23 protein-coding genes are annotated in these 22945 nt (G+C 46.3%); 12 read left to right on the forward strand and 11 right to left on the reverse strand.

The features are described from left to right. Positions 1 to 32 precede the first annotated feature (32 nt). Positions 33 to 968: a chemotaxis protein CheV gene (locus ASC49_RS16385; RefSeq protein WP_055464326.1), complete on the reverse strand. Its 936-nt coding sequence runs from the start codon at positions 966 to 968 to the stop codon at positions 33 to 35. Between the two features lie 214 nt (positions 969 to 1182). Here ASC49_RS16385 and ASC49_RS16390 point away from each other — a divergent pair, with 214 nt between their 5' ends. Beyond that, the gene (locus ASC49_RS16390; RefSeq protein ID WP_055464327.1) at positions 1183 to 1956 is read left to right on the forward strand and encodes a TatD family hydrolase; all 774 of its coding nucleotides are present in this window, start codon (positions 1183 to 1185) and stop codon (positions 1954 to 1956) included. Here ASC49_RS16390 and ASC49_RS19665 read toward each other — a convergent pair. From ASC49_RS19665 to ASC49_RS16415, 5 genes are all read right to left on the reverse strand, one after another. Continuing rightward, a complete protein-coding gene (locus ASC49_RS19665; protein ID WP_072242156.1) occupies positions 1939 to 2241 on the reverse strand; it encodes a glutaredoxin family protein in 303 nt (100 codons plus the stop codon). The genes ASC49_RS16390 and ASC49_RS19665 overlap by 18 nt on opposite strands. Continuing rightward, positions 2234 to 2902 (reverse strand): TetR/AcrR family transcriptional regulator, encoded by a 669-nt coding sequence (locus ASC49_RS16400; RefSeq protein WP_055464328.1) that lies wholly within the window; start codon positions 2900 to 2902, stop codon positions 2234 to 2236. Before ASC49_RS16400 ends, ASC49_RS19665 begins: the two co-directional genes overlap by 8 nt. Before the next feature lie 118 nt (positions 2903 to 3020). After that, entirely contained in the window at positions 3021 to 5354 is a 2334-nt protein-coding gene (locus tag ASC49_RS16405) for a DNA polymerase II (RefSeq protein WP_055464329.1), read from the reverse strand. A 12-nt stretch (positions 5355 to 5366) separates the two neighbouring features. Beyond that, on the reverse strand, positions 5367 to 7823 hold the full coding sequence (locus ASC49_RS16410) for an ABC transporter permease (protein ID WP_055464330.1): 2457 nt from the start codon (positions 7821 to 7823) through the stop codon (positions 5367 to 5369). After that, positions 7823 to 8509, reverse strand: a complete 687-nt coding sequence (locus ASC49_RS16415) for an ABC transporter ATP-binding protein (protein ID WP_055464331.1) — start codon at positions 8507 to 8509, stop codon at positions 7823 to 7825. The genes ASC49_RS16410 and ASC49_RS16415 overlap by 1 nt, the downstream gene beginning before the upstream one ends. A 13-nt stretch (positions 8510 to 8522) precedes the next feature. Between ASC49_RS16415 and ASC49_RS16420 the strand changes: the two genes are divergently transcribed. The 6 genes from ASC49_RS16420 to ASC49_RS16445 all read left to right on the forward strand — a co-directional run bounded on the left by ASC49_RS16420 (position 8523) and on the right by ASC49_RS16445 (position 12741). Further along, a complete protein-coding gene (locus tag ASC49_RS16420; RefSeq protein WP_055464332.1) occupies positions 8523 to 9137 on the forward strand; it encodes an arylesterase in 615 nt (204 codons plus the stop codon). Positions 9138 to 9146: 9 nt separating this feature from the next. Then, the gene (locus ASC49_RS16425) at positions 9147 to 10088 is read left to right on the forward strand and encodes a D-2-hydroxyacid dehydrogenase (protein WP_055464333.1); all 942 of its coding nucleotides are present in this window, start codon (positions 9147 to 9149) and stop codon (positions 10086 to 10088) included. Beyond that, positions 10085 to 10813 carry an RluA family pseudouridine synthase gene (locus ASC49_RS16430; protein ID WP_055464334.1) on the forward strand — a complete coding sequence of 243 codons (729 nt, stop codon included), beginning with the start codon at positions 10085 to 10087 and terminating at the stop codon, positions 10811 to 10813. Before ASC49_RS16425 ends, ASC49_RS16430 begins: the two co-directional genes overlap by 4 nt. 9 nt (positions 10814 to 10822) lie before the next feature. Beyond that, complete coding sequence (locus ASC49_RS16435) at positions 10823 to 11167, forward strand: translation initiation factor (RefSeq protein ID WP_055464335.1); 345 nt, start codon at positions 10823 to 10825, stop codon at positions 11165 to 11167. 146 nt (positions 11168 to 11313) lie between these two features. Next, positions 11314 to 12321, forward strand: a complete 1008-nt coding sequence (locus tag ASC49_RS16440; RefSeq protein ID WP_055464336.1) for a GGDEF domain-containing protein — start codon at positions 11314 to 11316, stop codon at positions 12319 to 12321. A gap of 21 nt (positions 12322 to 12342) precedes the next feature. Beyond that, the gene (locus ASC49_RS16445) at positions 12343 to 12741 is read left to right on the forward strand and encodes an acyl-CoA thioesterase (protein ID WP_055464337.1); all 399 of its coding nucleotides are present in this window, start codon (positions 12343 to 12345) and stop codon (positions 12739 to 12741) included. Positions 12742 to 12783: 42 nt separating this feature from the next. Here the strand turns inward: ASC49_RS16445 and ASC49_RS16450 are convergent, their stop codons facing one another. Then, on the reverse strand, positions 12784 to 13359 hold the full coding sequence (locus ASC49_RS16450) for an NAD(P)H-dependent oxidoreductase (RefSeq protein WP_162265219.1): 576 nt from the start codon (positions 13357 to 13359) through the stop codon (positions 12784 to 12786). A gap of 136 nt (positions 13360 to 13495) precedes the next feature. On the opposite strand from ASC49_RS16450, the gene ASC49_RS16455 reads away from it, so the two are divergent. Then, positions 13496 to 14065, forward strand: a complete 570-nt coding sequence (locus ASC49_RS16455; RefSeq protein ID WP_055464339.1) for a TetR/AcrR family transcriptional regulator — start codon at positions 13496 to 13498, stop codon at positions 14063 to 14065. A gap of 308 nt (positions 14066 to 14373) precedes the next feature. Here the strand turns inward: ASC49_RS16455 and ASC49_RS16460 are convergent, their stop codons facing one another. The 4 genes from ASC49_RS16460 to ASC49_RS16475 all read right to left on the reverse strand — a co-directional run bounded on the left by ASC49_RS16460 (position 14374) and on the right by ASC49_RS16475 (position 18484). Next, the gene (locus tag ASC49_RS16460) at positions 14374 to 15750 is read right to left on the reverse strand and encodes a short-chain fatty acid transporter (RefSeq protein ID WP_055464340.1); all 1377 of its coding nucleotides are present in this window, start codon (positions 15748 to 15750) and stop codon (positions 14374 to 14376) included. 75 nt (positions 15751 to 15825) lie between these two features. Beyond that, positions 15826 to 17007, reverse strand: coding sequence for an acetyl-CoA C-acetyltransferase (locus tag ASC49_RS16465; RefSeq protein ID WP_055464341.1), 1182 nt, complete (start codon positions 17005 to 17007; stop codon positions 15826 to 15828). 82 nt (positions 17008 to 17089) lie between these two features. Continuing rightward, entirely contained in the window at positions 17090 to 17749 is a 660-nt protein-coding gene (locus tag ASC49_RS16470) for a CoA transferase subunit B (RefSeq protein WP_055464342.1), read from the reverse strand. A 36-nt stretch (positions 17750 to 17785) separates the two neighbouring features. Then, positions 17786 to 18484, reverse strand: a complete 699-nt coding sequence (locus ASC49_RS16475) for a CoA transferase subunit A (RefSeq protein WP_055464343.1) — start codon at positions 18482 to 18484, stop codon at positions 17786 to 17788. A 119-nt stretch (positions 18485 to 18603) separates the two neighbouring features. On the opposite strand from ASC49_RS16475, the gene ASC49_RS16480 reads away from it, so the two are divergent. From ASC49_RS16480 to ASC49_RS16495, 4 genes are all read left to right on the forward strand, one after another. Further along, positions 18604 to 19515, forward strand: coding sequence for a LysR family transcriptional regulator (locus ASC49_RS16480; RefSeq protein WP_055464344.1), 912 nt, complete (start codon positions 18604 to 18606; stop codon positions 19513 to 19515). Continuing rightward, on the forward strand, positions 19512 to 20930 hold the full coding sequence (locus ASC49_RS16485; RefSeq protein ID WP_055464345.1) for a sigma-54 interaction domain-containing protein: 1419 nt from the start codon (positions 19512 to 19514) through the stop codon (positions 20928 to 20930). Before ASC49_RS16480 ends, ASC49_RS16485 begins: the two co-directional genes overlap by 4 nt. 276 nt (positions 20931 to 21206) lie before the next feature. Beyond that, entirely contained in the window at positions 21207 to 22265 is a 1059-nt protein-coding gene (locus tag ASC49_RS16490; RefSeq protein ID WP_055464346.1) for a TRAP transporter substrate-binding protein, read from the forward strand. Between the two features lie 82 nt (positions 22266 to 22347). Next, complete coding sequence (locus ASC49_RS16495) at positions 22348 to 22941, forward strand: TRAP transporter small permease subunit (RefSeq protein ID WP_055464347.1); 594 nt, start codon at positions 22348 to 22350, stop codon at positions 22939 to 22941. Positions 22942 to 22945: the final 4 nt, after the last annotated feature.

Consider the following 22945-nt stretch of genomic DNA (forward strand, 5'->3'; position numbering starts at 1 on the left):
CTTGAGGTCTTCAAGGTGTTTTTACAGTTGCCTTATTCGGATTCAACTACCGCGCGCATACGATCTTGGATGATGGTCGCAAGCTTATCAGGTTGGAATTTTGATAAGAAATCGTCACAACCTACTTTTTGCACCATGGCTTTGTTAAAGCTACCACTCAAAGAAGTATGCAGAACGATGTATAGATCTTTCAATCGAGGATCTTCACGAATTTCTCGGGTTAGACGGTAGCCATCCATTTCAGGCATTTCGGCGTCCGTAATCAACATCAAAAGCTTATTCGGAACATCTTCACCTTCAGCTGCCCACTTCTTAAGAAGATCAAGACCACGCTTACCATCGGTTGCCGAATGAACACTGATGCCTAGATGATCGAGCGTTGATTTACACTGAGCTAGACCCACAGAAGAATCGTCTACCACCAAGACCTCTAGACCTTTGGCCATCGACAGAAGATCTTTGTCGATGATGTGGTCAGAGACACGAGTGTCGTAAGGCGAAATCTCCGCCAGTACTTTTTCAACATCGATAATTTCCACCAAACGATCGTTTACACGTGTGATCGCGGTCAAATAATGCTGACGCCCCGTACCATCTGGCGGCGGCAAAATATCGCTCCAATTCATATTGATGATGCGATCAACTTCTCCCACCATAAACCCTTGCACGGTATTGTTATACTCAGTGACGATCAGGTTACAAGGCTTGTCTTTATCGATTGGACGCAGACCAATGGACTCAGACAGATCAATAACAGGAATGGTGCGGCCACGGAAATGCGTTACACCCGCCACAGAAGGATGGCGGTGCGGCATTAAGTTTAGACGTGGCAATTGCACGACTTCTTGTACTTTAAAGACGTTGATAGCAAATAGTTGCATGCCACCCAGACGAAACATCAGCAACTCTAGTCGGTTTTCACCTACCAGCTGCGTTCTCTGGTCCACCGCATCTAACATTCCTGCCATAACATTCTCCAATATTAAGTTTTAAACGCTGGGGTCAATAATCATCATGATAGTGAATTATCCCGAACATAACAGTAATTTTTTGATGGTCAAAACCGTTAAGTCATGATCTATAAACAAATTAGTCGATTTATTAGCCTGAGCCCTAATAAAGCATTCTGATTCCGCCGCAGTCATTGATAAACTAGCGTTATAAACTATTCTTGGAGCCAGCATGTTTGATATTGGTGTCAATTTAGATCATTCCTCTTACTTAGACAATTTGCAGCAGTTTCGTGAGGATTATCAACACGAAGGTGTTCAGGGCATCATCTGCATTGCCTCAAATATGCAAGAAGCCAATCTACTTTCTGACCTGTGTACTCCCTATCCTGATATGCATTACACGCTAGGTTGTCATCCGCATCATGCTTCCAGCTGGGACGTTCAGGACAGCGACAAACTGATCCAAGCCTTTGCGGCTGATCCTAAGGCAGTGGCGGTGGGGGAAATGGGGCTAGATTTTAATCGTAATTACTCCACACCAGATGAGCAAATTCGCGCTTTTGAAGCGCAGCTAATCGTTGCAGAAAAAGCACAAAAGCCCGTCTACCTACATGAACGGGATGCTTTTGCCGAGTTAACTCAGCGTTTAGCACAGGCTTCTCTTCCGAAAGGCGGGGTGATTCACTGTTTTACAGGCAACAAAGATCAGCTGAAAAGCTATTTGGATTTAGGTTTAAGTGTGGGCATTACAGGCTGGCTCTTGGATGAGCGCCGCAATCAGGAACTGGTCGAGGCTTTAGCGTACTTGCCTTTAGATCGACTGCTACTAGAAACCGACGCGCCTTATTTGTTGCCGCGAAACATTCGTCCTCGCCCTAAGCGAAACCATCCAAAATTTTTACCTTACATTGCGCAAGCCGTGGCAGAGGTAAAAGGTATTGCATTAGAAGAAGTCATTGCGCAAGCTAGTGACAATACCCGTCAGTTATTTTTCAGCGCCTAGAATAAATACTCGCCGCGCTTTTGGCGGCGTTTGTTGCTTTGCTGGCTGCGGCGAAGAGACTTGATTAAGTAAGGATTGGGCTTGGCTTGGATCAAAAGGCCAATCCATTACACCATCACCGATCTGTAACACAGGGATACGCAAACCATAAAGCGTCACCAAGTGTTCATCACTGGCGATATCAACCTTGTCATATTGCAGCATAGGAAAAAAATGCTGTAGCCAAACTTCAGCATCCTCACACAAATGGCAACCTAGGGTACCGTAAAGTTGAATATCAGACATGGCCCGCTTGCGCCTTCTCCAGCTCAAAAATGGATTGTGGCAATGCAGCCAACGGCGTCACTGGACACACTAAACTGGATGCCTGTTCTAATTGATCCCCACTTAGGCCCATTGACGATAAAGCCAACAACACGATTTGAGAGGCTTCTCCATCGGGCAATGCCATACCATTGGCATGATATTGCTTTAACAATGGAAAAAAACCATTTTCAATGAAAGAGGCGGTTATTTTAGCGTTGTGCACACGCCCTTTATTCGACAGCATTTCTTCTAACACCAAGGGCTCTAACAAGGCCATTAAACCGCCATCCATACGTTCTGAAAAGTTTTCAGCACGATAAAAATAGTTCGCCCAAGTTGGCTTAGCATTGAGAATATTTACGAAATACTTTAACAACAGTGAAATGCGACATTCCACTCGTGATTGGGTCAGCAATAAGCTGTTAAGGTCTTTTTGAATCAATGCGGACAGACAAGTACGCACATCGGCGAGCGCTTCATCTTTACTGTCATAGTAATTATAAAAGGTCCCAATACTGACGCCAGCGCTGACCGACACATCTTGCACAGTAATTTCTGTCCAATCTGTTTCCAGAAGCAAATTTTGCACTGCGCTACGTAACCGGTCTTGGGTTAGAACTCGTTTCGGGGGTGTCACCATGCTTATACTCTTCTACTCAACTGTCATTCCTTAACGTTGTGGTAGCCGGTAAAACCGGCAAGCTAATGGATCAGGCCCATTAGCTAGACTTACACACGCCAGCCCTAATTACCATACATCACAAAAGGTTATACTGCGGGGTCAGTATATCAACAACATTCAAATGAAGCATTTGAAAAACCCCTTCCGCGATCGGCAGAACTTGTTTATCTATATAATGCTGATAATCCAGATTGTCTAAATCACTTTCACCCAGATATGGCATCACACCTGCGAGCGTATAAACATATTGCACTCGCTTACGACCACGATCATATTCTGGCGGCAGACCTTGCTGATAACGAAGCTCATCGGCCATCTTAGCTGCGCGAACATGCGGTGGCTGAGTTTTGGTGTACTTAGCCAGCGGGCGTGTTAACTGCTTCGAATATATCAGCTCGTGATCGAACTTTCCTAGTCGTAAATCGCTAACAAATTCAGAAACATAACTATCCAGATCTAAGTCAAAAAACAGATGCTCAAATAGCTCAACCTGGAACCGCTTCGCCAAAGGTGTCCAATCGCTGCGAGCAGCCTCCAAACCTTTAAAGACAATCTCGCCGTTACTTAAGCCCGCATAACGTTTTTTCGAACCTTCTTCTTGACCGCGAATAGTCGGCATATAGAAACGGGTATATAAGGTTTCAAACTCAAGCTCTAAGTGCGAGTCGATATCCGCATAATCACCGCACCACTCGCTCAAGCATTGGTTAACCACCTCACACAACTCTTTGCCAGCCCGCCACGCTTCATCTTCAGACAGCGAGTCTGACAAGGTGATAAACAAGGAGTCCGTATCACCATAAATAACTTTAGCGCCACGCTCTTCCATCCATTGCTTGCTTCTTCCAAGCAATTCATGACCGCGCATCGTGATGGAGCTGGCCAATTCTGCATGATAAAAACGGCAAACTTGTGAGCCGAGCACACCGTAAAAGGAGTTCATTATAATCTTGATGGCGTAACTTAAAATCGAATTACCATTACGTTTGGCGCTTTCACGTGATTGAGCAAGCTCAGCAACCAATTCAGGCAAAATCGCAAATTGACGTTGAAAAGATGCTCCGCGATAGCCTGGTACCAAACCTTCGTCCTGCGCCAACGCCTGCGCTACCACACGTGCTAAAGGGTCAACATAGAATGTGCGAATAATGCTTGGATATAGGCTTTTAAAGTCGAACACCAAAACATTTTTATAAAGCCCAGGCAGTGAGTTCATGACAAAGCCGCCGGGGCTTGGGACAAACTTATCATCACTCCAAGCTGGCGCCACCCAACCTTTACGATGCAAGCGTGGTAAATACAGATTCTCAAACGACGCCACAGAGCCGCCAGTTTGTGACAGGGGAATACCAGTGAGGTCAACACGGGTTTGCTGCAATTCTATCAACTGAAGCTTTTCGAAAATACGCTCAACTAAGACACAGTCTTGTAGATTGTAGGCGACAAACTTATCTAACTCTTCACGGTGCATGCGTTCGATCTCTTGCCAGCGATCACCACCGGTTAGCAGCTTAGATTCGTCCAACAACTCATTGCTAACGTTGTTGAGACTGTAGGAGTTGAAATGATAGCCACCCACCTTGAGCATGGTGATGCCATCTAGTACCGCTCGCCCAGCAATCGATGCAAAAACTTTACCGCTGTCTTTGGCTTCGCGTACGCGCCAATTCTCACCTTGAACCCCTAAAGCAGGCTTGATACCTAAGTACCTAAAGCGCTGATCGAGAAACATCAAATCAAAACCGATGACGTTCCAGCCAATGATGATGTCAGGAGAATGCTTGCGTACAAATTTGATAAATGCCATGAGCAGTTTACGCTCATCAGCAAAGCAATAGACATTTTCAATTTGAGAGGACTGCGGTGAGACGACCAGTACAACCTTGCGCTCACCGCTAGTGATGCCAATGGACAGCAACTCATTACGGGATACAGAAGTTTCGATGTCCAATGACCACACTTGCCAGTTAGGCTGATACTCGCCTGCTTTCAGCTTGGCTTGACTAAAACTCATACCTGACGCATCCGGCACGCCAACAAAGGCGACCTGTCCACGAATATGTCGCTCCATTAAATAGCGATCTTCGGGCTTGATGTCTTCTTCGTAAACCAAATAACCCAGTTTCTTGACCATCGCCACCATTTGCTGTTGCAGTAGTAGGCTTTGGCAACGAACGACACAAACCGCTTCATGGGAGAAGGATTTAAGCTGACTTTCTTCACACTTCACCCCTTCTACATCGGTCGCTAGAGCTTCCATTGGGGCATTGGTAAAAAACAGAGTTTCTGGATTGGCAATCGAAACTTTGACGGTGGCGGCGTCAGTCTTCACATAGTAATGGATCTCAAGACGACCCTTCACATCACTACTGTGACGACTGACGATGTATCCTTGCTGTGGCTCAAACATGAAATTGTGTACTTAGATAGATCTTAATAAACGAATGGGCGGCACTTTTAGCACAGCTCGGCTCGCAAATACACCTATAATTGTCACAATTCCCCAGCCAGCCAATGGGCCAACCAGCCATAATTGCGGGTGTATAGTCACTTCCATATCAAACACAAAGTGCTGTAAACCCACCAACGCAAGCTCTGCGCCTAGTGCGCCTATTAAGCCTGCAAACAGCCCAAGCGCACCAAACTCAATCAATAACGCTTGGCGAACAATTTTCTTGGTCGCCCCCAAAGTACGCAGTAAAGCACCTTCTTCTAAACGTTCATCAAGGGTTGAGCGTACACTGGCCATCAGCACCAAAGCACCCGCACCTAAGATAAACGCCAACACGATTTTTAGGGCATTCGCTAATTGAGCAATAATGTCCTGCACCTGTTTGAGAAGCTCTCCAATATTCAACATAGATACGGTTGGGTAATTCGCCATAAAGCGATAGAAATCGGCCGCATTATTTTCATTAAGAAAAACGCTGCTGACGTAGTTAGCTTGATAATCCGACAATACGGACTGCGGCAAGATCAAATAGAAATTTGGTTGCATACTTTGCCAATCCACCGTGCGTATTGAGGTAATCGGTAAGGTGTAATCCAAACCACCAATACTGATGGTTAGCTCATCACCTATGACAACACCCGCCTCAATCGCTGCTTTTTGTTCGATTGAAATGCCCTCGGCAGCAAAGTCACCTTCGATCACTGTAGAGCCAGAACCGATTTCATTAGCCCAGGTCAGATTCATTTCGCGCTCAACGATTTCAGGTTCATTACGTTGATCTGGAAAAAGCTTTTCAACGTCCTCACCATTGATGGCAATCACGCGTCCACGCACCATCGGAAACCAATCGGACGCAGCAATATCATTGTCGGTGGTATAGGTTTTTATGCCTGTCACCTGTGCTTCTTGCACATTAAATAAGTAATGATTCGGTGTATTTTCGGGAATTTGCGCTTGCCAATCTCGAATCAAGTTACTCTGCACACCGACCAGTATTAAACTGAGCATGATGATCAAGGTAAACACTAATAGTTGGAACAGATTCGACACTAAGCGTCGATGCAAGGCAGCAAGTCCCACCTGCCAGCCTGTGGTAGATTGCTTCGACAACCGGCGACTAATGGAGAATAGCCCCCACCCCACAAGAAACACCAAGCCAGTCACAATGGCTAAACCAACCATAACAATGCTGGGCAAACGCCAGCCACCCGCGTAGATCACCATCAGAGCGTACATGCCAATCAGGCCGAATAAAAACAAGGAAGAAGAGCGAACCTGTAAACCAGCACTTGGCTGCAATACTCGCAGCGGCGGCACACTGACTAGACGGGCTAATAAAGGCGCACAAAACGCTAGAATCGAGATGATCGCGGTGGCCGCCCCTAACCAAAGCTTCATAAGTGTCGGCGCTGGTAAAGCCGCGCTCATCAACGAAGATAATAAGTCTGCAATCAGCCCTTGAATTAAATAGCCTAACGCTGAACCCAAGACAATGCCGAGCAAGGTAATAAGGGTCACTTGAAACACCATCAAGCGCACCAAACGTTGAGGTGTTGCCCCCATGGTTTTCATCACCGCGAATTGAGTTAAATGACGTTTAACATAGCGTGCAGAGGCAAGCGCCATGGCCACGCCCGACATCACCACCGCTAAGGTTCCCGCCAACAATAAAAAAGACTCTGCTCGATTTACCGTATTACCGACGCGTTCTCCACGTTCGATCGGTGTGCGAATACGCTCACCTTCACCTAATTGCGGCGCTAGAATGTTATCGAACTGCTCCAGCTCATCAGCGCCACCAGCATATAAGAAGGCATAACGCACACGCGCGCCAGGGATAATCACTTCCGTGGCAGACAAATCTTGCTCATTCATAATTGCCCGTGGAGCAATCGAAAACGCTGACGTGGCGCTGCCTGGATCGCGTACCAAATATTTCGTCACGGTTAAAGGCGCTTCACCAACGCGTACGGTTTGTCCAAGCTCCACAGACAGCAAACTCGCTAAACGGGAAGATAGCCAAATTTCACCCGATGCTGGGGCTTGTGAACTGGCTTCCCCAGTACCAAACAAAGCTTGGTCGGTAATAAATTCGCCACGCAAGGGATAGTTATTAGATACTGCTGTGACCTGAGCTAAATGCAGTCCTTCCCCACCAAACACCATGGAAGAAAAAGACGCCGTTTGCGCGGTTTCTAAGCTCATATCTTGGGCTTGCTCGATCCACGCCTGCGGCACAGGATCATCGCGACGTACACTGCGATCCGCTCCCAATAAGTTGGCAGACTGCACTTCAAACGATTGTTGTAAACGATCCACAAACAGCCCGATGCCGGTCACAGTGGCGACCGACAACACCAAGGCCATCAGCAACGTCAGCACATCGCCTGTCTTGAATTCCCTAATCAATAAGCGCCATGCAAACATTAGGACTCCTTAAGCTCGCCATCGTGAATTTCGATTTGTCGATCGCAACGTCCAGCCAGCTCTGGGTTATGGGTGACAACCACTAGCGTAGTACCCTGCTGCTTGTTCAAGTCGAACAGTAAATCTTCCACTAAAATACCGTTTTTTCCGTCTAAGTTACCGGTGGGTTCATCCGCAAACAAAATCTTTGGTGCCGAGGCAAAGGCTCGCGCAATGGCCACACGCTGCTGTTCTCCACCCGATAGTTGGCGCGGATAATGATCCATACGATGGGATAAGCCCACTTTCTGCAACAATTCTCGCGCTCGGTCATCGGCCTTACGGTTGCCTTTTAGCTCGTTAGGCAACATAACGTTTTCTAGTGCCGTTAAACTGGGTAGTAAATGAAACGACTGGAAAATAAAACCGACATAACGACCGCGAAGTACTGCTCGTCCTTCTTCATCCAGAGACTCCAACGCCTCCCCGTATAGGCGAATGCTGCCTTGGCTATGCTGATCTAAACCAGCCATCAAACCTAGCAAGGTGGATTTACCAGAGCCCGATGCACCGACGATGGCAACGGATTCACCATCCTTGATGTGCAGATTGATTCCTTTGAGAATATCCAATTTCCCGTTGCTTGTTGTAACGGAATGGTTAAGCTTTTCTATTGTCAAAGCCGACATAGTGTCCGTGTCTTGCATAAATAGGTTGCCTATGATGTCTAAAGTATGTGTTGTACTGCTGTGTTTCTTGTCACTTCTTACTAATGCCCATGCCAATACTCTATTGGTGTTTGGGGACAGTTTGAGTGCTGCTTATAATCTAAGACAGCAACAAGGTTGGGTTAGTTTACTGAGTCAACAATTAAATCGCAGCCACCCCGATGTCAACGTGGTCAATGCCAGCATCAGTGGGGAAACCACGCAAGGCGGCTTATCTCGTTTACCTAAGTTATTAGAAACACATCAGCCCAAATGGGTTGTCCTTGAGCTAGGTGCAAACGACGGCTTACGAGGTTATCCGCTCAATCAAATGAAGCAAAACCTCGCTCACATGATTGACCAATCTCAGCAAACTGGCGCCAAGGTACTGTTGGTGGGAAATCATTTGCCAAGCAACTACGGCCGCACCTATACCACTCAATTCTTTAATGTTTACAGCGAGTTAGCCAAGGAATATCAATTGGCTTATGTGCCTTTTATGCTAGAAAACGTGGCACTTGATAGCACTCTGATGCAAAATGATGGCTTACATCCCAACGCTGACGGCCAGCCAGTCGTGCTTGAGAACATCGCACCTACTTTGCTGCCCCTGCTCAATCTACCATAAGGACTTACGATGAAAGCGGTATTTTTGGATCGCGGATCATTTCCAGAAGACACACCTATCCCAATGCCTGATGGCGTGTCAGAAACACAGTTTTTCCATAACTCAAGTGACGAGAATGTTCTGGAACGCATCCAACATGCTGACATCGTAATGACTAACAAGGTGGTATTATCACGCAATACCTTGCAACAATGCCCACATCTAAAACTCGTCCAAGTCATGGCTACAGGCACCAATAACGTAGACCTAAAGGCTTGTAAAGATTTAGGGATCACAGTGCAAAATGTGGCAGGCTACTCAACGGTTAGCGTGCCGGAACATACCTTCGCCATGATGCTAGAGCTGCGCCGTAACTTAACCCGCTACCGTGAGGCGATAAAGCAAGGTCGCTGGGCTGAGTCTGAGTTTTTCGGCTTTCTCGATTTTCCTTTGAATGACCTTGCAAACAGTACCTTGTGTTTACTTGGTAAAGGCTCCTTAGGCAATCGCGTGGCGGAAATTGCCCGCGCGTTTGGTATGCACGTCATTTTTGCCGAACACCGAAATGCAGATACGGTGCGAGACGGTTACACCGAGTTTAATCAAGCGATCCAAGCGGCTGATGTGATCAGTTTGCACTGCCCTCTAACGGACACAACACGCGATGTGATCGACAAAGACGTTTTCGCGATCATGAAACCCACCGCTATTTTGATTAACACTGGGCGTGGTGGATTGGTCAATGAAGAAGATTTAGTGGACGCCATTAAAACAAAGCGTATTGCAGGTGCGGGCTTTGATGTTGCGACAGTTGAACCAATGCCAATGGATCACATACTCCAATCCATCGCGCATTTGCCAAACTTCATTCTAACGCCACATGTAGCATGGGCCAGTGAGTCATCGATGGCACGCCTTCTTCAGATTGCTTGTGATAATATGACGTCTTTTATCGAACAACAGATCAAATGAGCCTAGAAATCCTTCATATTGACGACGATTTGGTCGTCGTCAATAAACCCAGCGGACTGCTTGTCCATCGCACTGACTTAGCCAAACATGAACAGGACGCTGTGGTGCAACGCCTTAATGAACAATTAGGACGCTGGGTCTACCCTATTCACCGCTTAGACAGAGCCACCTCTGGCGTACTGGTGATGGCACTCAATGAAACAGTTTGTCGCCGCTTGGGGGAGCAATTTATGGCGCGCACAACCGATAAAAACTATCTTGCGATTGTCCGTGGACACACTCAACCCGAAGGCGTCATTGATTACCCCTTAGCTAAATTGAACGAAGAAAAAGGCCGTGCTCGTTTCAAAATTGAAGGCACGGAAAAAGAAGCTATCAGCCATTTTTCTACGCTAGAAACGTTTCAAATTCCTGTTCCAGTAAGCCGATATGAACAAATGCGCTTAAGTCTTGTTAGCGTCAAGCCTGAGCAGGGGCGAACCCATCAAATTCGCCGTCATTTTAAGCATATATTCCACCCTTTATTAGGTGATACACGCTACGGCTGTCGCCATCATAACCAAGCCATGCGCGACCATTGGTCGGAAAATCTGCGCTTAATGCTGCATGCAGAAAACCTATCCTTTACACATCCTGTCAGCCAAGAGCGCCTGAACATTTCGGCGTCGCTGCCAGAGGACATGAGCACTTTACTCCACACGTTAAGAACACAAACCTTCGATTAAGAGCATTTTATGAAGAACAAGCTTGTCTACTCGACTGATCAAGGTCGAATTTGCCCCGAGTGTGAAAACAGTCTAGATGACTGCATTTGCAACGACAGCTCAAAAGTTTTGGGCTCAGGCAATGTAAAAATTCAACTAGAAACTAAAGGACGCAAAGGAAAAGGTGTGACTTTAGTTAAAGATCTAGCGATGACGGCCGAGGAATTAAAAGTTATCGGCAAGAAATTAAAAAATCATTGTGGTGTGGGCGGCTCCGTCAAAGACGGCACAGTTGAAATCCAAGGGGATCAACGGGAAAAGATTAAAACCTTCCTTGAAAGCCAAGGGATTAAGGCAAAAATTGCTGGTGGATAATTTACAAAATCTTACATAATCTTTTCTAGACAGCTTGGCGATACAGTTTGCACACAAAAAACTTCGGTAAATCAATGATTTTTGTTTTGATTTTTCAATCAGTGTTGTTAAATTCATATGAATACAAATTCACTAATGAGGTTTGAATGCACCCCGACAGTCCACGCCAAGCTCATGCGTTGCTACAGCAAGCAGTACCTCTGATGCGAAAAATGGACATCGCACCGACGCCCTACAACTACGGTATTTGGTACGAATATGTGCGTCAATCAACTCCTAAGCTTAACCAATTGGTCGACTCGACGATTGGTCGCTTAGGCAGTCTACCAAGCTTCATTTCTAAAGAGCTTTTCCACCAATTTCTGGTGTCAGAAGAAGCTCGCTTTAATAGTCAGCACAAAGAAAAACTCGAAGAGTTCATCAACACTGTCTCCAATGAAACTCACAACATGACGGAAAACTTGGTGGCCCTGCAGTCAGCCATGGACAAAAGTCGCCATGTGCTTAGTCGCGCTGATCGTCAAAAGCATTTAGACAAGGTTATCCATTACCTAGACCACAGCACTAAAAAAGCACTGGAAGAGGTAGAGAGCTTTTCTCAGGCCCTTAGTCAAGTCAATGCTGAAGTACTGAAACTTAAGGCCGAACTTAATGAGATTAAGAACAACGCCGACCTTGATCCGCTAACGCAACTGCTCAATCAACGAGGACTTGAACGTCAACTTTATAGCTTAATTCCAGATTCTGAAGATGATTTATCCTTGTTAATTATGGATATAGATCATTTAAAAGAGATCAATCACGAGTTCGGTCGCCGTGCTGGAACAGCCCTGATCTGCCATATTAGCCGGATATTAAGCAGCAAGAAACTCGCTAACTCGACCCTTGCACGTCTAGAGGGTGGCAGCTTTGCCATCATTCTACATGAAGCCACATTGGATTTTGCCATTAAGTATGCTGAAGAATTACGTCTCCACTTAAACAAGCAACGTTTTAAGAGTCGCTCTGGCCAAGGTATCATTGAGCAAATCAAAGTTTCGTTTGGCGTCGCCACCATTATCGGTCAAGAAAGCCCCAACAACCTAATTGCTCGTGCAGGTGGTTATCTGGATAATGCCAAACGTCAGGGTCGCAACCGAACGGCCAGTCGTTAATCTGGATAGACTATTTAACTTATGGACTCCCCTCAACACATTACCTTACTTGAAGTGCGTGATTACGAATGTGACATGCAAGGCATCGTGAACAATGCGGTTTACCAAAATTATTTGGAACACGCTCGTCACACTTTTATCAAATCAAAAGGTTTAGATTTCGCTGACATCACCCGCGATGGGATTCATTTGGTCGTCATGCGTGCTGAAGTTGACTACAAGCTTCCTTTAAAAAGCGGTATGACTGTTCGCGTTGAAAGCCAATGCGAGCCAATAAGTAAATTCAAGTCAAAGTTTACTCAATCTATCTTTATAGACAATACTAATCAGCTTAGCGCCCAAGCCGTCTTTATTATCGCTTCTATTAGCGCTACCGGACGACCAGCTGTTTACAAAGACGTGCAAAAGCTTTTTAACTAGCAAAAGGGGCCACTCTCATAGCAAGGCCCCACGATGACACATTTATAGAGATGCTAGATCCATACTTTCATAAAGATACTGTCGCGCATCGGAGCGTTTTGGATTATCAATCACCTCAACCAAGCGCTCTCCAAATGCCTGAATAATGCCTTCACTAGCAGCATCCGAATTGAACATGTATTCCGGTGGCAAATAGTTCATCTGTGTTAAATTCGCCGTCATTTGAAACGGTCGCAACAAGTCTGGCACAGAGGTAAAAATATCAAAGCCCGTGTAAAATTCTTGTCGACCACCAACAGACACCACTAGCTGTAAATCTTTTGCGCGCAACTTATCGCCACCCACTCCATAAGCAAAACCGTGAGTGAACACGTCGTCCAACCACTTCTTTAGCAACGGCGGCATTGAATACCAATACATTGGGAATTGCAGCACAATACGGTCATGCTCCAACAATAGCGCTTGTTCCTTCTTCACATCTATCTGAAAGTCCGGATACTCACTGTATAGATCACGACTAGTCGCGACCTTACCTGAGGCTTCAAATTGCGACTTCCAAGTTTGATTATTTCTCGAATGGGTTAAATCAGGGTGAAATACAAGATTAAGAATTTTCATAGCATTCATTTAGTCCATTTAATGTATTGAGCACAAAACTAAGATTAGGTCAACCGACCTAATTTTGTAAATTTAGGTCGATCGACCTAAAATGTCAAACCTATTTATAAAAAGACTGTGCAAAAAGGCCATGAACATGCCAAAAAAAATAGACACCGCGAATATCATTCTTGATGTCGCAACAGAATTACTGAAAACGGAAGGCGATCACGGCATTAGCATGCGTAAGGTGGCGACACTTGCCCAACTCTCGTTAAGCAACGTCCAGTACTACTTCAAAAACAAGAACACTTTGCTTACAGCCATTGCAGACCGCTACTTACGCCAATGCCTAGATGACCTGAAACAGCAGCCAAGCCTAAAGCATCAAGATGAACTAGAGCCTTTTATTCGAAGCTTCTTAACGCAAGCCCATGAAACATCAGATATGTGTCGAATTTTCAAAGAGTACTGGGCCATCGCCAGTAAAAACCCTGAGATCCAAGAATATATAGATCATTATTACCAAGAAGTTGCAGACACACTCAGTGAGAAATGGCGCCTCATTGCCCTAGATACTTCATCCGCACAAATGGCAACAGCGATATTCCTGCCCTACTTCGAAGGCTATACCATTACGGTTACAGGGCTATCTTTAGACCTAGAAATTATGAGCCAAGTGGTTTCAGATATTGTGTGGCAGTATTTAAGTGGTAAGAACATATAAGAAGCTTAGGGACATGAGATTAAGTCGGTACCATGAGACAATCTCGCCAACTTAAGACAACAACTCCTACTGATCATGAAGCAGCTTTCATTCGTCAATACCGAATTTGCTAGCAAACGCCGTAGAACTCGTCAAAAAGCCCTCCTTGGCTGAGCACCATCAACCATTTGTCTTGAAGACAAAAACCAGGGAAGCCAAGCAAGGGTGGCTTCCCTTCCCCCTTGCTATTCCATTCAAAGATACCGTCCAAATAAAAAAAACGCCCTATTTCTCGGGCGCTTGCTTAACGAAGGAGCGGAATAACTTCGTTAGAAAATCATTAAACCTAGACCAATGATGACGCCGGAACCTAGTAGAGCGAGTAGGCAGTAGCCCATCACATCTTTTGCTCCAAGCCCTGCGATGGCTAAGGCAGGCAGTGCCCAGAAAGGCTGGATCATGTTGGTCCAAGCATCACCCCACGCTATTGCCATGGCGGTTTTCGCGGCATCCACACCTAACTCAGCACCAGCCGGCATCATGACCGGTGCTTGCACTGCCCATTGACCACCACCAGATGGTACAAAGAAGTTCACAATGCCAGCACTTAGAAAGGTAAATAGTGGGAAAGTGGTTTCATTGGAAATCGCCACAAAGCCTTGAGAAATAAGACTTGCTAAGCTGTCACCAGAACTCCCGACTGCTGTCATCATACCCATAATCCCTGCATAGAATGGGAATTGCAGTAGGATGCCAGAGCAGTTTTTCGCGCCATCGGATACAGCGTTTAGTAAGCTTTTTGGTGTGCCATGCAACAAGATGGCACTGAACAAAAAGGTGAAGTTCACGATATTTAGGTTCAGTGCAAAGCCGTTCTGGATAAAGTAGTACACGACAAACACGTAGCCCATTAGACCGATTAAACCAGAAAGCACACGGCTATTTTCCATGCGCTCTGCAGGTGTCATAGACGCTTTATCAATCGACTCAGAGTCATTTGACTCTAGTAATTCTGAGGTATCGAATTCAATCGTGTCTTGCGGCGCAGGATGCATTAAACGGTTTAATAGCGGAATGGTCACCAACATCACCAGCAATATAGTGATGTTCATCGGTGAAAAAATCGTCTCAGACGTTGGGATCGCCGCGGTCACTGCGCCATTCGTTACTGTTTCAATGTTTGCGCCACCTGCGATTGCCAATGGAATCGAGCCCGACAAACCCGCGTGCCAAAACAAGAAACCACTGTATGCAGAGGCAATTAATAGACGGTAATCCACACCGCGTATTTTAGCGGCAAGCTCACGGGCAAAAATGGCACCAACAACTAAGCCAAAACCCCAGTTAACCCAGCAGGCAATGGCACTAACTACTGTCACCAATACGATGGCTTGGCCTGGTGTTTTGGCAATACTAGCCATAATCGCCAATTTGCGTTTAAACGCAGGTGCGCTGGCCATAGCATGACCTGTCACCACAACCATAGCCATTTGCATAGAGAAACTTAGCAGCTTCCAAAAGCCACCTGCCCAAGCTTCAACTACTTGTACAGGGCCTTGCCCAGTACTGGGCATCACCAATGCGAACACCACCAGTGTTAGGACAATCGCAAAAATGAATGGATCAGGTAAGTAACGTTGTAATAGCGTTACGAAGAAGTAGCTTATCCGTTGTAAAGCAGTTTTCTGAGTCATTGAATGAGACATATGTTTCCCGATTTTATAGTTATTTTAGGTAGGGCTTGTGGCCCTATTTTTACCACTTGTTTTTACTGAACGAACTCAGTGTGATTGACTGATCAACATGGCAACGCCCATGCCTCCGCCGATGCACAAAGTTGCCAATCCTTTTTCAGCTTTTTGTTTCTGCATTTCATGAATAAGTGACACCAATACGCGACATCCAGAGGCACCGATCGGATGGCCTAAGGCAATCGCACCGCCATTGACGTTGACTCGTTCAGGGTTGAGCCCTAGCTCTTGGCCCACGCACAGCGCTTGTACAGCGAAGGCTTCATTAGCTTCAACCAAATCTAAATCCGCAACTTGCCACTGTGCTTTTTGCATCGCTTTTTGGGTGGCAGTAATGGGGCCTGTGCCCATAATTTTCGGATCAACACCTGAGGTTGCAGAAGATTCAATGGTGGCTAGCACTGGCAGACCTAGACGCTTCGCTTCTTCATCTGTGGTCACCACAACCATGGCAGCGCCATCGTTCAAAGTGGAGGCATTACCCGCGGTCACACTGCCTTCTTTAGTAAAGGCTGGACGCAATTTCGCGAGAGACTCAGCCGTAGTGTAAGGACGAATCTGCTCATCTTCTGCAATGACAAGAGGTGAGCTTTTACGCTGCGGAATGGTGATAGGAATGATCTCATCCTGAAAACGCCCTGTTTCTTGAGCTTTGGCCGCTTTTTGCTGTGAACTTGCTGCGAAGTCATCTTGTTGAGCACGACTGATTTGCCATTGATCCGCAATGTTTTCCGCGGTCTGCCCCATATGGTAATCGTGGAAAGCATCCCACAAGCCATCAGTGATCATGGTGTCTAACATTGACCAATGGCCCATTTTTTTGCCCGTGCGACTTTGCGGCAATACATGAGGTGCTTGGCTCATGCTTTCTTGACCACCTGCGACCACCATTTTTGCACCGCCATTAAGTACTGCCTGGGCCGCAAGCTGAACCGCTTTCAAGCCTGAGCCACAGACCATATTGATGGTCATCGCTGAAACATGATTCCCAAGTCCAGCGTTTAAAGTCGTTTGACGTGCAGGGTTTTGGCCACAGCCTGCGGTTAACACTTGACCAAGTATCACCTCATCAATGTGTTGTGCTAACGAAGGCTGCTTGTCTAATAAGCCCTGTAACACTTGAGTACCAATGTCTACCGCACTCAATGGCGATAGCGCCCCTTGGTAAGCCCCGATTGCACTTCGCCCTGCTGCCACGATTACCGCTTTCATAATGGATTCCTCTTGTCTTAAACCATGATCATAAGAATGATAACGGCGTTGAATGACCCCGTACCAAACGGGATTTCAAGCCTTATGCGAACGTCATTTCCGGAACATAATCAGGAACGATTAATTCACCCGCCGTTTTCTCTTTGATTTCGTCAATGGAAACCCCTGGCGCACGCTCTTTTAGAACGAAACAGCCATTTTCGATTTCCAACCAAGCCAGATCGGTTAAGACTTTCTTGATGCAGCCTTTACCCGTCAATGGTAAAGAACAGTTAGACAGTAGCTTTGATTCGCCACTTTTAGAGGCGTGAGTCATGGTGACAATAATGTTGTCTGCGCCAGCCACTAGATCCATGGCGCCGCCCATTCCTTTCACTAGTTTATTAGGGATCATCCACGAAGCGATGTTACCGTTTACATCCACTTCAAAAGCTCCCAACACGGTTAAGTCCACGTGACCACCTCGAATCATGGCAAAGGATTCAGCTGATGAGAAAATCGAAGCGCCCGCCACTGCTGTCACAGTTTGCTTGCCCGCATTGATCATGTCAGCGTCTAAGGTCTCTTCCGTCGGAAAAGCCCCCATACCTAGCAAACCATTCTCTGACTGCAACATGACATCCATACCTTCAGGGACATAGTTCGCCACCAACGTTGGAATGCCGATACCCAAATTTACGTAAAAACCGTCGCGCAGTTCTTGAGCCACGCGCTGCGCCATTTGTTCTCGTGAAAGAGCCATAGCAACCTCTTATTATTGTTGGATTAGGAGAAACCGTTAAGAACGAACGGTGACTTTTTCAATGCGTTTCTCAAATGAGCCTTGGATGACGCGATCCACATAAATACCTGGTGTGTGGATTTGAGACGGCTCAAGTTCGCCCACTTCGACAATCTCTTCGACTTCAACCACGGTGATCTTGCCTGCCGTTGCCGCGAGTGGATTAAAGTTTTGTGCTGTATGACGGTAGATCACATTACCAAAGCGGTCGGCCTTCCAGCCCTTCACAATGGCAAAGTCTCCGATGATGGACTCTTCTAAAAGGTATTCTCTATCATGAAAGCAACGCGTTTCTTTGCCTTCGGCGACGGGTGTACCAACACCTGTTGCCGTGTAGAAAGCTGGGATCCCAGCCCCCCCTGCACGCATTTTTTCTGCTAAGGTACCTTGAGGAGTGAGGTCGACTTCCAACTCACCGTTCAGCAGTTGCTGCTCGAACAATGCGTTTTCCCCCACATAAGACGCGATCATTTTTTTGATCTGCTTATCTTCTAATAAAATGCCTAAACCAAAGCCATCTACGCCACAGTTGTTCGATACAACGGTGAGGCCTTTGGTTTGGCGACGCTTGATTTCTGCGATGAGATTTTCTGGAATGCCACAGAGGCCAAAGCCACCGGCAATGATGGTCATGCCATCTTCTAGACCTGACATGGCCTCTTCGTAGGATACGACTACTTTGTCAAAACCCGCCATCACGCCACTCCTAATTATTATTGTGTGATTAATGCTGTCTGGGATGTACGGCAAACAGTTTGACTTATTGGTAAAGATTAATTAATTTTATTTTTCATATTTATTAATAAGAAAAACAAATGAATATCAAACAAGTGAAGGCCTTCTTGTCCGTCGCAGAGTCGTTAAGCTTTGCTCAAGCCGCCAATCAGCTACACTTATCTCAACCAGCCCTAAGCCTTGCTATCAAAGGGCTTGAAGAAGCACTGGGAGGGAAGCTACTCACCCGTACAACTCGAACCATTGCTTTGACCCCCGAAGGGGATGCCCTAGTTCCGATTGCCAAACGCTTGTTAGCACAATGGCAAGACGCAGAAGACGAAATGAAGCAACGCTTTGCACTGCAAATGGGAAAAATCTCTATCGCGGCCATGCCTTCATTCGCTGGCTCATTACTCCCTAAAGCGATTCAGCAGTACCATCAGCGCTTTCCAAATATTCAAATCGCCATAGACGATGTGCTCTCGGATATCGTGGTGGAACGGGTTGCCAACAACAGTGTTGAACTGGGTGTCACCTTTGAGCCCCAGCATTCGGAAGGATTGACGTTTTACCCTCTGTATAACGATGAATTTATTGCTATTCTTCCTAATCACCATCCGCTGGCTTCCCAACAAGAACTCACTTGGGCGGCTTTGTTACAACACAATTTCATTACCCTACAGCGCCCCTCCAGTGTCCGAAAGATGATTGAAAATACACTGAAAGACGCCAATATTGATTTGACTGTTGCCTTTGACGCCCACCAATTGACCACTGTGATTCGAATGGTCAGTGAAGGCATGGGCGTGGCGGTGGTCCCTGCAACGTGCCGGCAACAGATTCGCGAGCAGAACGTGGTCGAACGGCCCATTACGTCTCCTTCTATAGCACGGACGGTTGGCGTCATTTGTAAGCCACGCTCCATGCTCTCTATTGCCGCAGCCGCTATGCTCGACACCTTAATGGATGCTTTTACTCAACCGATTACTCAGAGTGAGTCCGCCTCATGAAAACATCACAGTCATCGAAACTGCGCCAAGCGGCGGATACCTATCGCACCATTTTAGATGCCCTGGAAGAATGGGTCGTCGTCGTGGATCACAACGCGCGGATCTTCTTCCTGAACCGTCCATACGCTCGCTTTTTAGGGGTTAATGCGGACGAGGTCAAAGGAAAGAAAGTCACTGATGTCATTGAAAACACGCGGATGCATATCACCATTGAAAAAGGTGTAGCTGAGCGCCTATCCATCCAAAAAATACGTGGCAGTAATATGATCGCCAGTCGTTTTCCGATTACGGATCAAGGCAAAGTCATCGGGGCTGTGGGTACGGTTATTTTCCACGACACCTATGAGTGGAAGCGTATTAACAGTCATATTAAAGCGCTACTTGCAGAGCATGAATTCCGTGCACAAGAGAAGAACTCTCAAGAATTACCCACAAGCAGCCATTACCGCTTGGCAGATATCGTCGGCGACAGCAAAGCCATTAAAGAATTGAATCAAACCATTACTCAAGTCGCGTCGGGCGATGTCACCGTCCTGTTAAGAGGCGAGTCTGGGACAGGGAAAGAGCTTTATGCTCATGCCATTCACCAACTTTCAGAGCGAGCCGATGCACCGTTTATTAAAGTGAACTGCGCTGCTATTCCTGAGAATCTTTTAGAAAGTGAACTGTTCGGCTATGAAGAAGGTGCATTTACTGGGGCCAAAAAAGGCGGTAAAGCGGGTAAGTTTCAGTTGGCACATGGCGGCACTTTGTTCTTGGATGAAATTGGCGACTTGCCCTTATCTATGCAGGCGAAGCTACTGCGCGTTCTGCAAGAGCGAGAAGTCGAGGCCGTGGGCAGCACATCACCAAGTCCCGTCAATATCCGCTTGATTACCGCCACCCATCGCCCATTAGAAACTCTGATCAAAGAAGGGACATTTCGCGAAGACCTTTATTACCGCATTAATGTCGTCAATGTCTCACTGCCACCACTGCGTGAAAGACAAGAGGACATTGCCAAATTAGCTGAGCACTTCTTACAAGCCTTGTCACGTCGAACTGGTCGTCGCGCACCAAAGCTGACAGCACAAGCCATGACTGCTCTGTTGGAATATCATTGGCCTGGTAACATACGTGAGCTGGAAAACATCTTGGAAGCGGCGTTTTTCACGGCACGGGATCGTAAAATCCCTTTGTCACTTTTGCCCGCTAATTTACGTGATCATACGCAGTCAGAGCTTTCCGTTGTACATAATGATGGCAACGTCTACGCAGCAACAGGCACTCTCAAAGAGCAAATGGATCGGGCTGAAAAACACGCAATCAAACAAGCACTTAGTCAATCTTTTGGTAATCGTACATTGGCTGCGAAACAGTTGGGCATTAGCAAATCCACCTTCTATGAAAAGCTAAGCAAACACCAACTAATCTAAAATATCACGCATTTTGTCCGAATAGCCGAACACTATCCGATTATTCGGACGCTCTTATTTCCTTTTTTGTCTAACAAACCATCACAAAGCGTCCGATTTCTCGGACCGCACCTTCTTCTAAAATCTAAAGCTCTCATAAAAAACCACCTAAAAAACTGTTTTATAATGATTTTTAATATTTGGCATCATTATTGATATAAACATTCTTGCTAGATAATTGCCTCCGCATTGGAATGCATTCAGGCACTAAAACAACAATAACTATAGGATCTCATTATGAAGAAAACTCTTATCGCACTGTCATGCGCGTCTGCGCTTACCCTTTCTGCCCCAACTTATGCAGACTTCGATAAGATTCGCTGGCAAGTACCGATGTCCTTCTCTTCTACTCTAACGGCGCTTGGCGACACCATGCCAGAAGTCTCCAAAATGTTAAGTGACGCAAGTGACGGTCGAGTCAAACTGCAAGTCTTTGAACCCAATACCGTGATTCCTGCCTTGGGCGTTTTTGAAAACGTCAGCAGCGGCACCATCGATGCGGGCTATTCTTGGATGGGTTATGAATGGGGACAGGTGCCAGCTTCTGCACTATTCGGCGCAACACCTTTTGGCTTAGAGTCCAGTGAATTCACCGCATGGATGTATTTCCATGGTGGTAATGAAATGCTTAAAGACCTTTTCAAACCACATAATGTTTACCCTATTTTATGTGGCACCATCAGCCCAGAAGCAGCGGGCTGGTACCGAAATGAAATTAACACCCCCGATGACATGAAAGGGCTTAAGTTCCGCGCCGCTGGTGTGGGCGGAGAAATCATGTCAGAGCTAGGGATGTCGGTAACGGTTTTACCTGGCGGGGAACTTTATCAGGCTCTTGAAACAGGTGTTCTAGATGGTACTGAGTTCTCAATCCCAACCGTGGACCAGCAACTTGGCTTCTATCAAGTCGCCAAACACTACTATCTTCCAGGTTGGCACCAACCTAGTACAAACCAATTCTTATACATCAACCTAGATAGCTGGAATGGCCTAAACAAGCAGACTCAATCACTGATTGAGAACACCTGTATGGCCGCAAACACGTTGTCTATCGCCAAAGCAGAAGCAATGCAAGGGGCTGTGTTATCCGACTTTGAGAAAAAAGGTGTTCAACTGCATCAGTACTCACCAGAAATCCTAATGGCGTTTGAAGAAGCGACTCAAAAAGTGATGGCTCGTCGCTCAGCAAGCGACAAAGCGTTTGGTGATATTTACGCCTCTATGAAAGCATTCCAAAAAGAGCACAGCTCATGGAAGAAATTCGGCTACTTACCGCGTGATTGGGGCAATAACTAAGCCACACAACACTGTGTAACGTCGTTGTAAGAGGCCAGCCTACGCTGGCCTTGTTCGCTCATTTCTGATTTGGAATTCTAGTATGTCGAATCATGATAACCACCTTGATCTGGAAGAGATCGAAGCAAAATTATCAGACACTACTTGGTCTGCCCTACCACACACAACGTTAAGCCGACGCATTGAACAAGTTATCGAAACCATTGGACGTAACATTTCGTTTGTTTGGATTCTATTAATGCTGTTGATCGTAGCTAACGCTTTGATGCGTTATTTCTTCAGCGTCAACTTCATCGCATTAGAAGAATTGCAATGGCACCTTTATGCCGTGGGATTCATGATTGGCCTATCTTATTGTTTGATCCACGATGGTCATGTGCGTGTCGATGCCTTAGTTGAGCACAGTCAGTTACGTACTCGGGCCATCATCGAGCTTATCGGCTTAACTCTACTGCTATTCCCGTTTTGCTTTATCGTCATTGATTACGCCATTCCTTTTATTTCTCGGGCGTATCAGCTGAATGAAGTGTCCTCTGCCCCCGGCGGATTACCCATGCGCTGGTTGATCAAATCGACCATTGTGGTGGCATTTGTATTGCTGGCATTAGCGGCATTTTCTCGTTGGCTGCGCTGTCTCGCCTTCCTACGTCAACCCAATTCACGAACGTCTGCGTAGGAGC

This window comes from Marinomonas fungiae, from assembly GCF_001418205.1.
GTDB classification, from domain to species: Bacteria; Pseudomonadota; Gammaproteobacteria; order Pseudomonadales; family Marinomonadaceae; genus Marinomonas; species Marinomonas fungiae.

What these genes read in the sequence shown, in the direction of transcription:
- ASC49_RS16385 (WP_055464326.1), bottom strand. Translation starts at nt 968, where the DNA reads ATGGCAGGAATGTTAGATGCGGTGGACCAGAGAACGCAGCTGGTAGGT.
- ASC49_RS16390 (WP_055464327.1), top strand. Translation starts at nt 1,183, where the DNA reads ATGTTTGATATTGGTGTCAATTTAGATCATTCCTCTTACTTAGACAAT.
- ASC49_RS19665 (WP_072242156.1), bottom strand. Translation starts at nt 2,241, where the DNA reads ATGTCTGATATTCAACTTTACGGTACCCTAGGTTGCCATTTGTGTGAG.
- ASC49_RS16400 (WP_055464328.1), bottom strand. Translation starts at nt 2,902, where the DNA reads ATGGTGACACCCCCGAAACGAGTTCTAACCCAAGACCGGTTACGTAGC.
- ASC49_RS16405 (WP_055464329.1), bottom strand. Translation starts at nt 5,354, where the DNA reads ATGTTTGAGCCACAGCAAGGATACATCGTCAGTCGTCACAGTAGTGAT.
- ASC49_RS16410 (WP_055464330.1), bottom strand. Translation starts at nt 7,823, where the DNA reads ATGTTTGCATGGCGCTTATTGATTAGGGAATTCAAGACAGGCGATGTG.
- ASC49_RS16415 (WP_055464331.1), bottom strand. Translation starts at nt 8,509, where the DNA reads ATGCAAGACACGGACACTATGTCGGCTTTGACAATAGAAAAGCTTAAC.
- ASC49_RS16420 (WP_055464332.1), top strand. Translation starts at nt 8,523, where the DNA reads ATGATGTCTAAAGTATGTGTTGTACTGCTGTGTTTCTTGTCACTTCTT.
- ASC49_RS16425 (WP_055464333.1), top strand. Translation starts at nt 9,147, where the DNA reads ATGAAAGCGGTATTTTTGGATCGCGGATCATTTCCAGAAGACACACCT.
- ASC49_RS16430 (WP_055464334.1), top strand. Translation starts at nt 10,085, where the DNA reads ATGAGCCTAGAAATCCTTCATATTGACGACGATTTGGTCGTCGTCAAT.
- ASC49_RS16435 (WP_055464335.1), top strand. Translation starts at nt 10,823, where the DNA reads ATGAAGAACAAGCTTGTCTACTCGACTGATCAAGGTCGAATTTGCCCC.
- ASC49_RS16440 (WP_055464336.1), top strand. Translation starts at nt 11,314, where the DNA reads ATGCACCCCGACAGTCCACGCCAAGCTCATGCGTTGCTACAGCAAGCA.
- ASC49_RS16445 (WP_055464337.1), top strand. Translation starts at nt 12,343, where the DNA reads ATGGACTCCCCTCAACACATTACCTTACTTGAAGTGCGTGATTACGAA.
- ASC49_RS16450 (WP_162265219.1), bottom strand. Translation starts at nt 13,359, where the DNA reads ATGAAAATTCTTAATCTTGTATTTCACCCTGATTTAACCCATTCGAGA.
- ASC49_RS16455 (WP_055464339.1), top strand. Translation starts at nt 13,496, where the DNA reads ATGCCAAAAAAAATAGACACCGCGAATATCATTCTTGATGTCGCAACA.
- ASC49_RS16460 (WP_055464340.1), bottom strand. Translation starts at nt 15,750, where the DNA reads ATGTCTCATTCAATGACTCAGAAAACTGCTTTACAACGGATAAGCTAC.
- ASC49_RS16465 (WP_055464341.1), bottom strand. Translation starts at nt 17,007, where the DNA reads ATGAAAGCGGTAATCGTGGCAGCAGGGCGAAGTGCAATCGGGGCTTAC.
- ASC49_RS16470 (WP_055464342.1), bottom strand. Translation starts at nt 17,749, where the DNA reads ATGGCTCTTTCACGAGAACAAATGGCGCAGCGCGTGGCTCAAGAACTG.
- ASC49_RS16475 (WP_055464343.1), bottom strand. Translation starts at nt 18,484, where the DNA reads ATGGCGGGTTTTGACAAAGTAGTCGTATCCTACGAAGAGGCCATGTCA.
- ASC49_RS16480 (WP_055464344.1), top strand. Translation starts at nt 18,604, where the DNA reads ATGAATATCAAACAAGTGAAGGCCTTCTTGTCCGTCGCAGAGTCGTTA.
- ASC49_RS16485 (WP_055464345.1), top strand. Translation starts at nt 19,512, where the DNA reads ATGAAAACATCACAGTCATCGAAACTGCGCCAAGCGGCGGATACCTAT.
- ASC49_RS16490 (WP_055464346.1), top strand. Translation starts at nt 21,207, where the DNA reads ATGAAGAAAACTCTTATCGCACTGTCATGCGCGTCTGCGCTTACCCTT.
- ASC49_RS16495 (WP_055464347.1), top strand. Translation starts at nt 22,348, where the DNA reads ATGTCGAATCATGATAACCACCTTGATCTGGAAGAGATCGAAGCAAAA.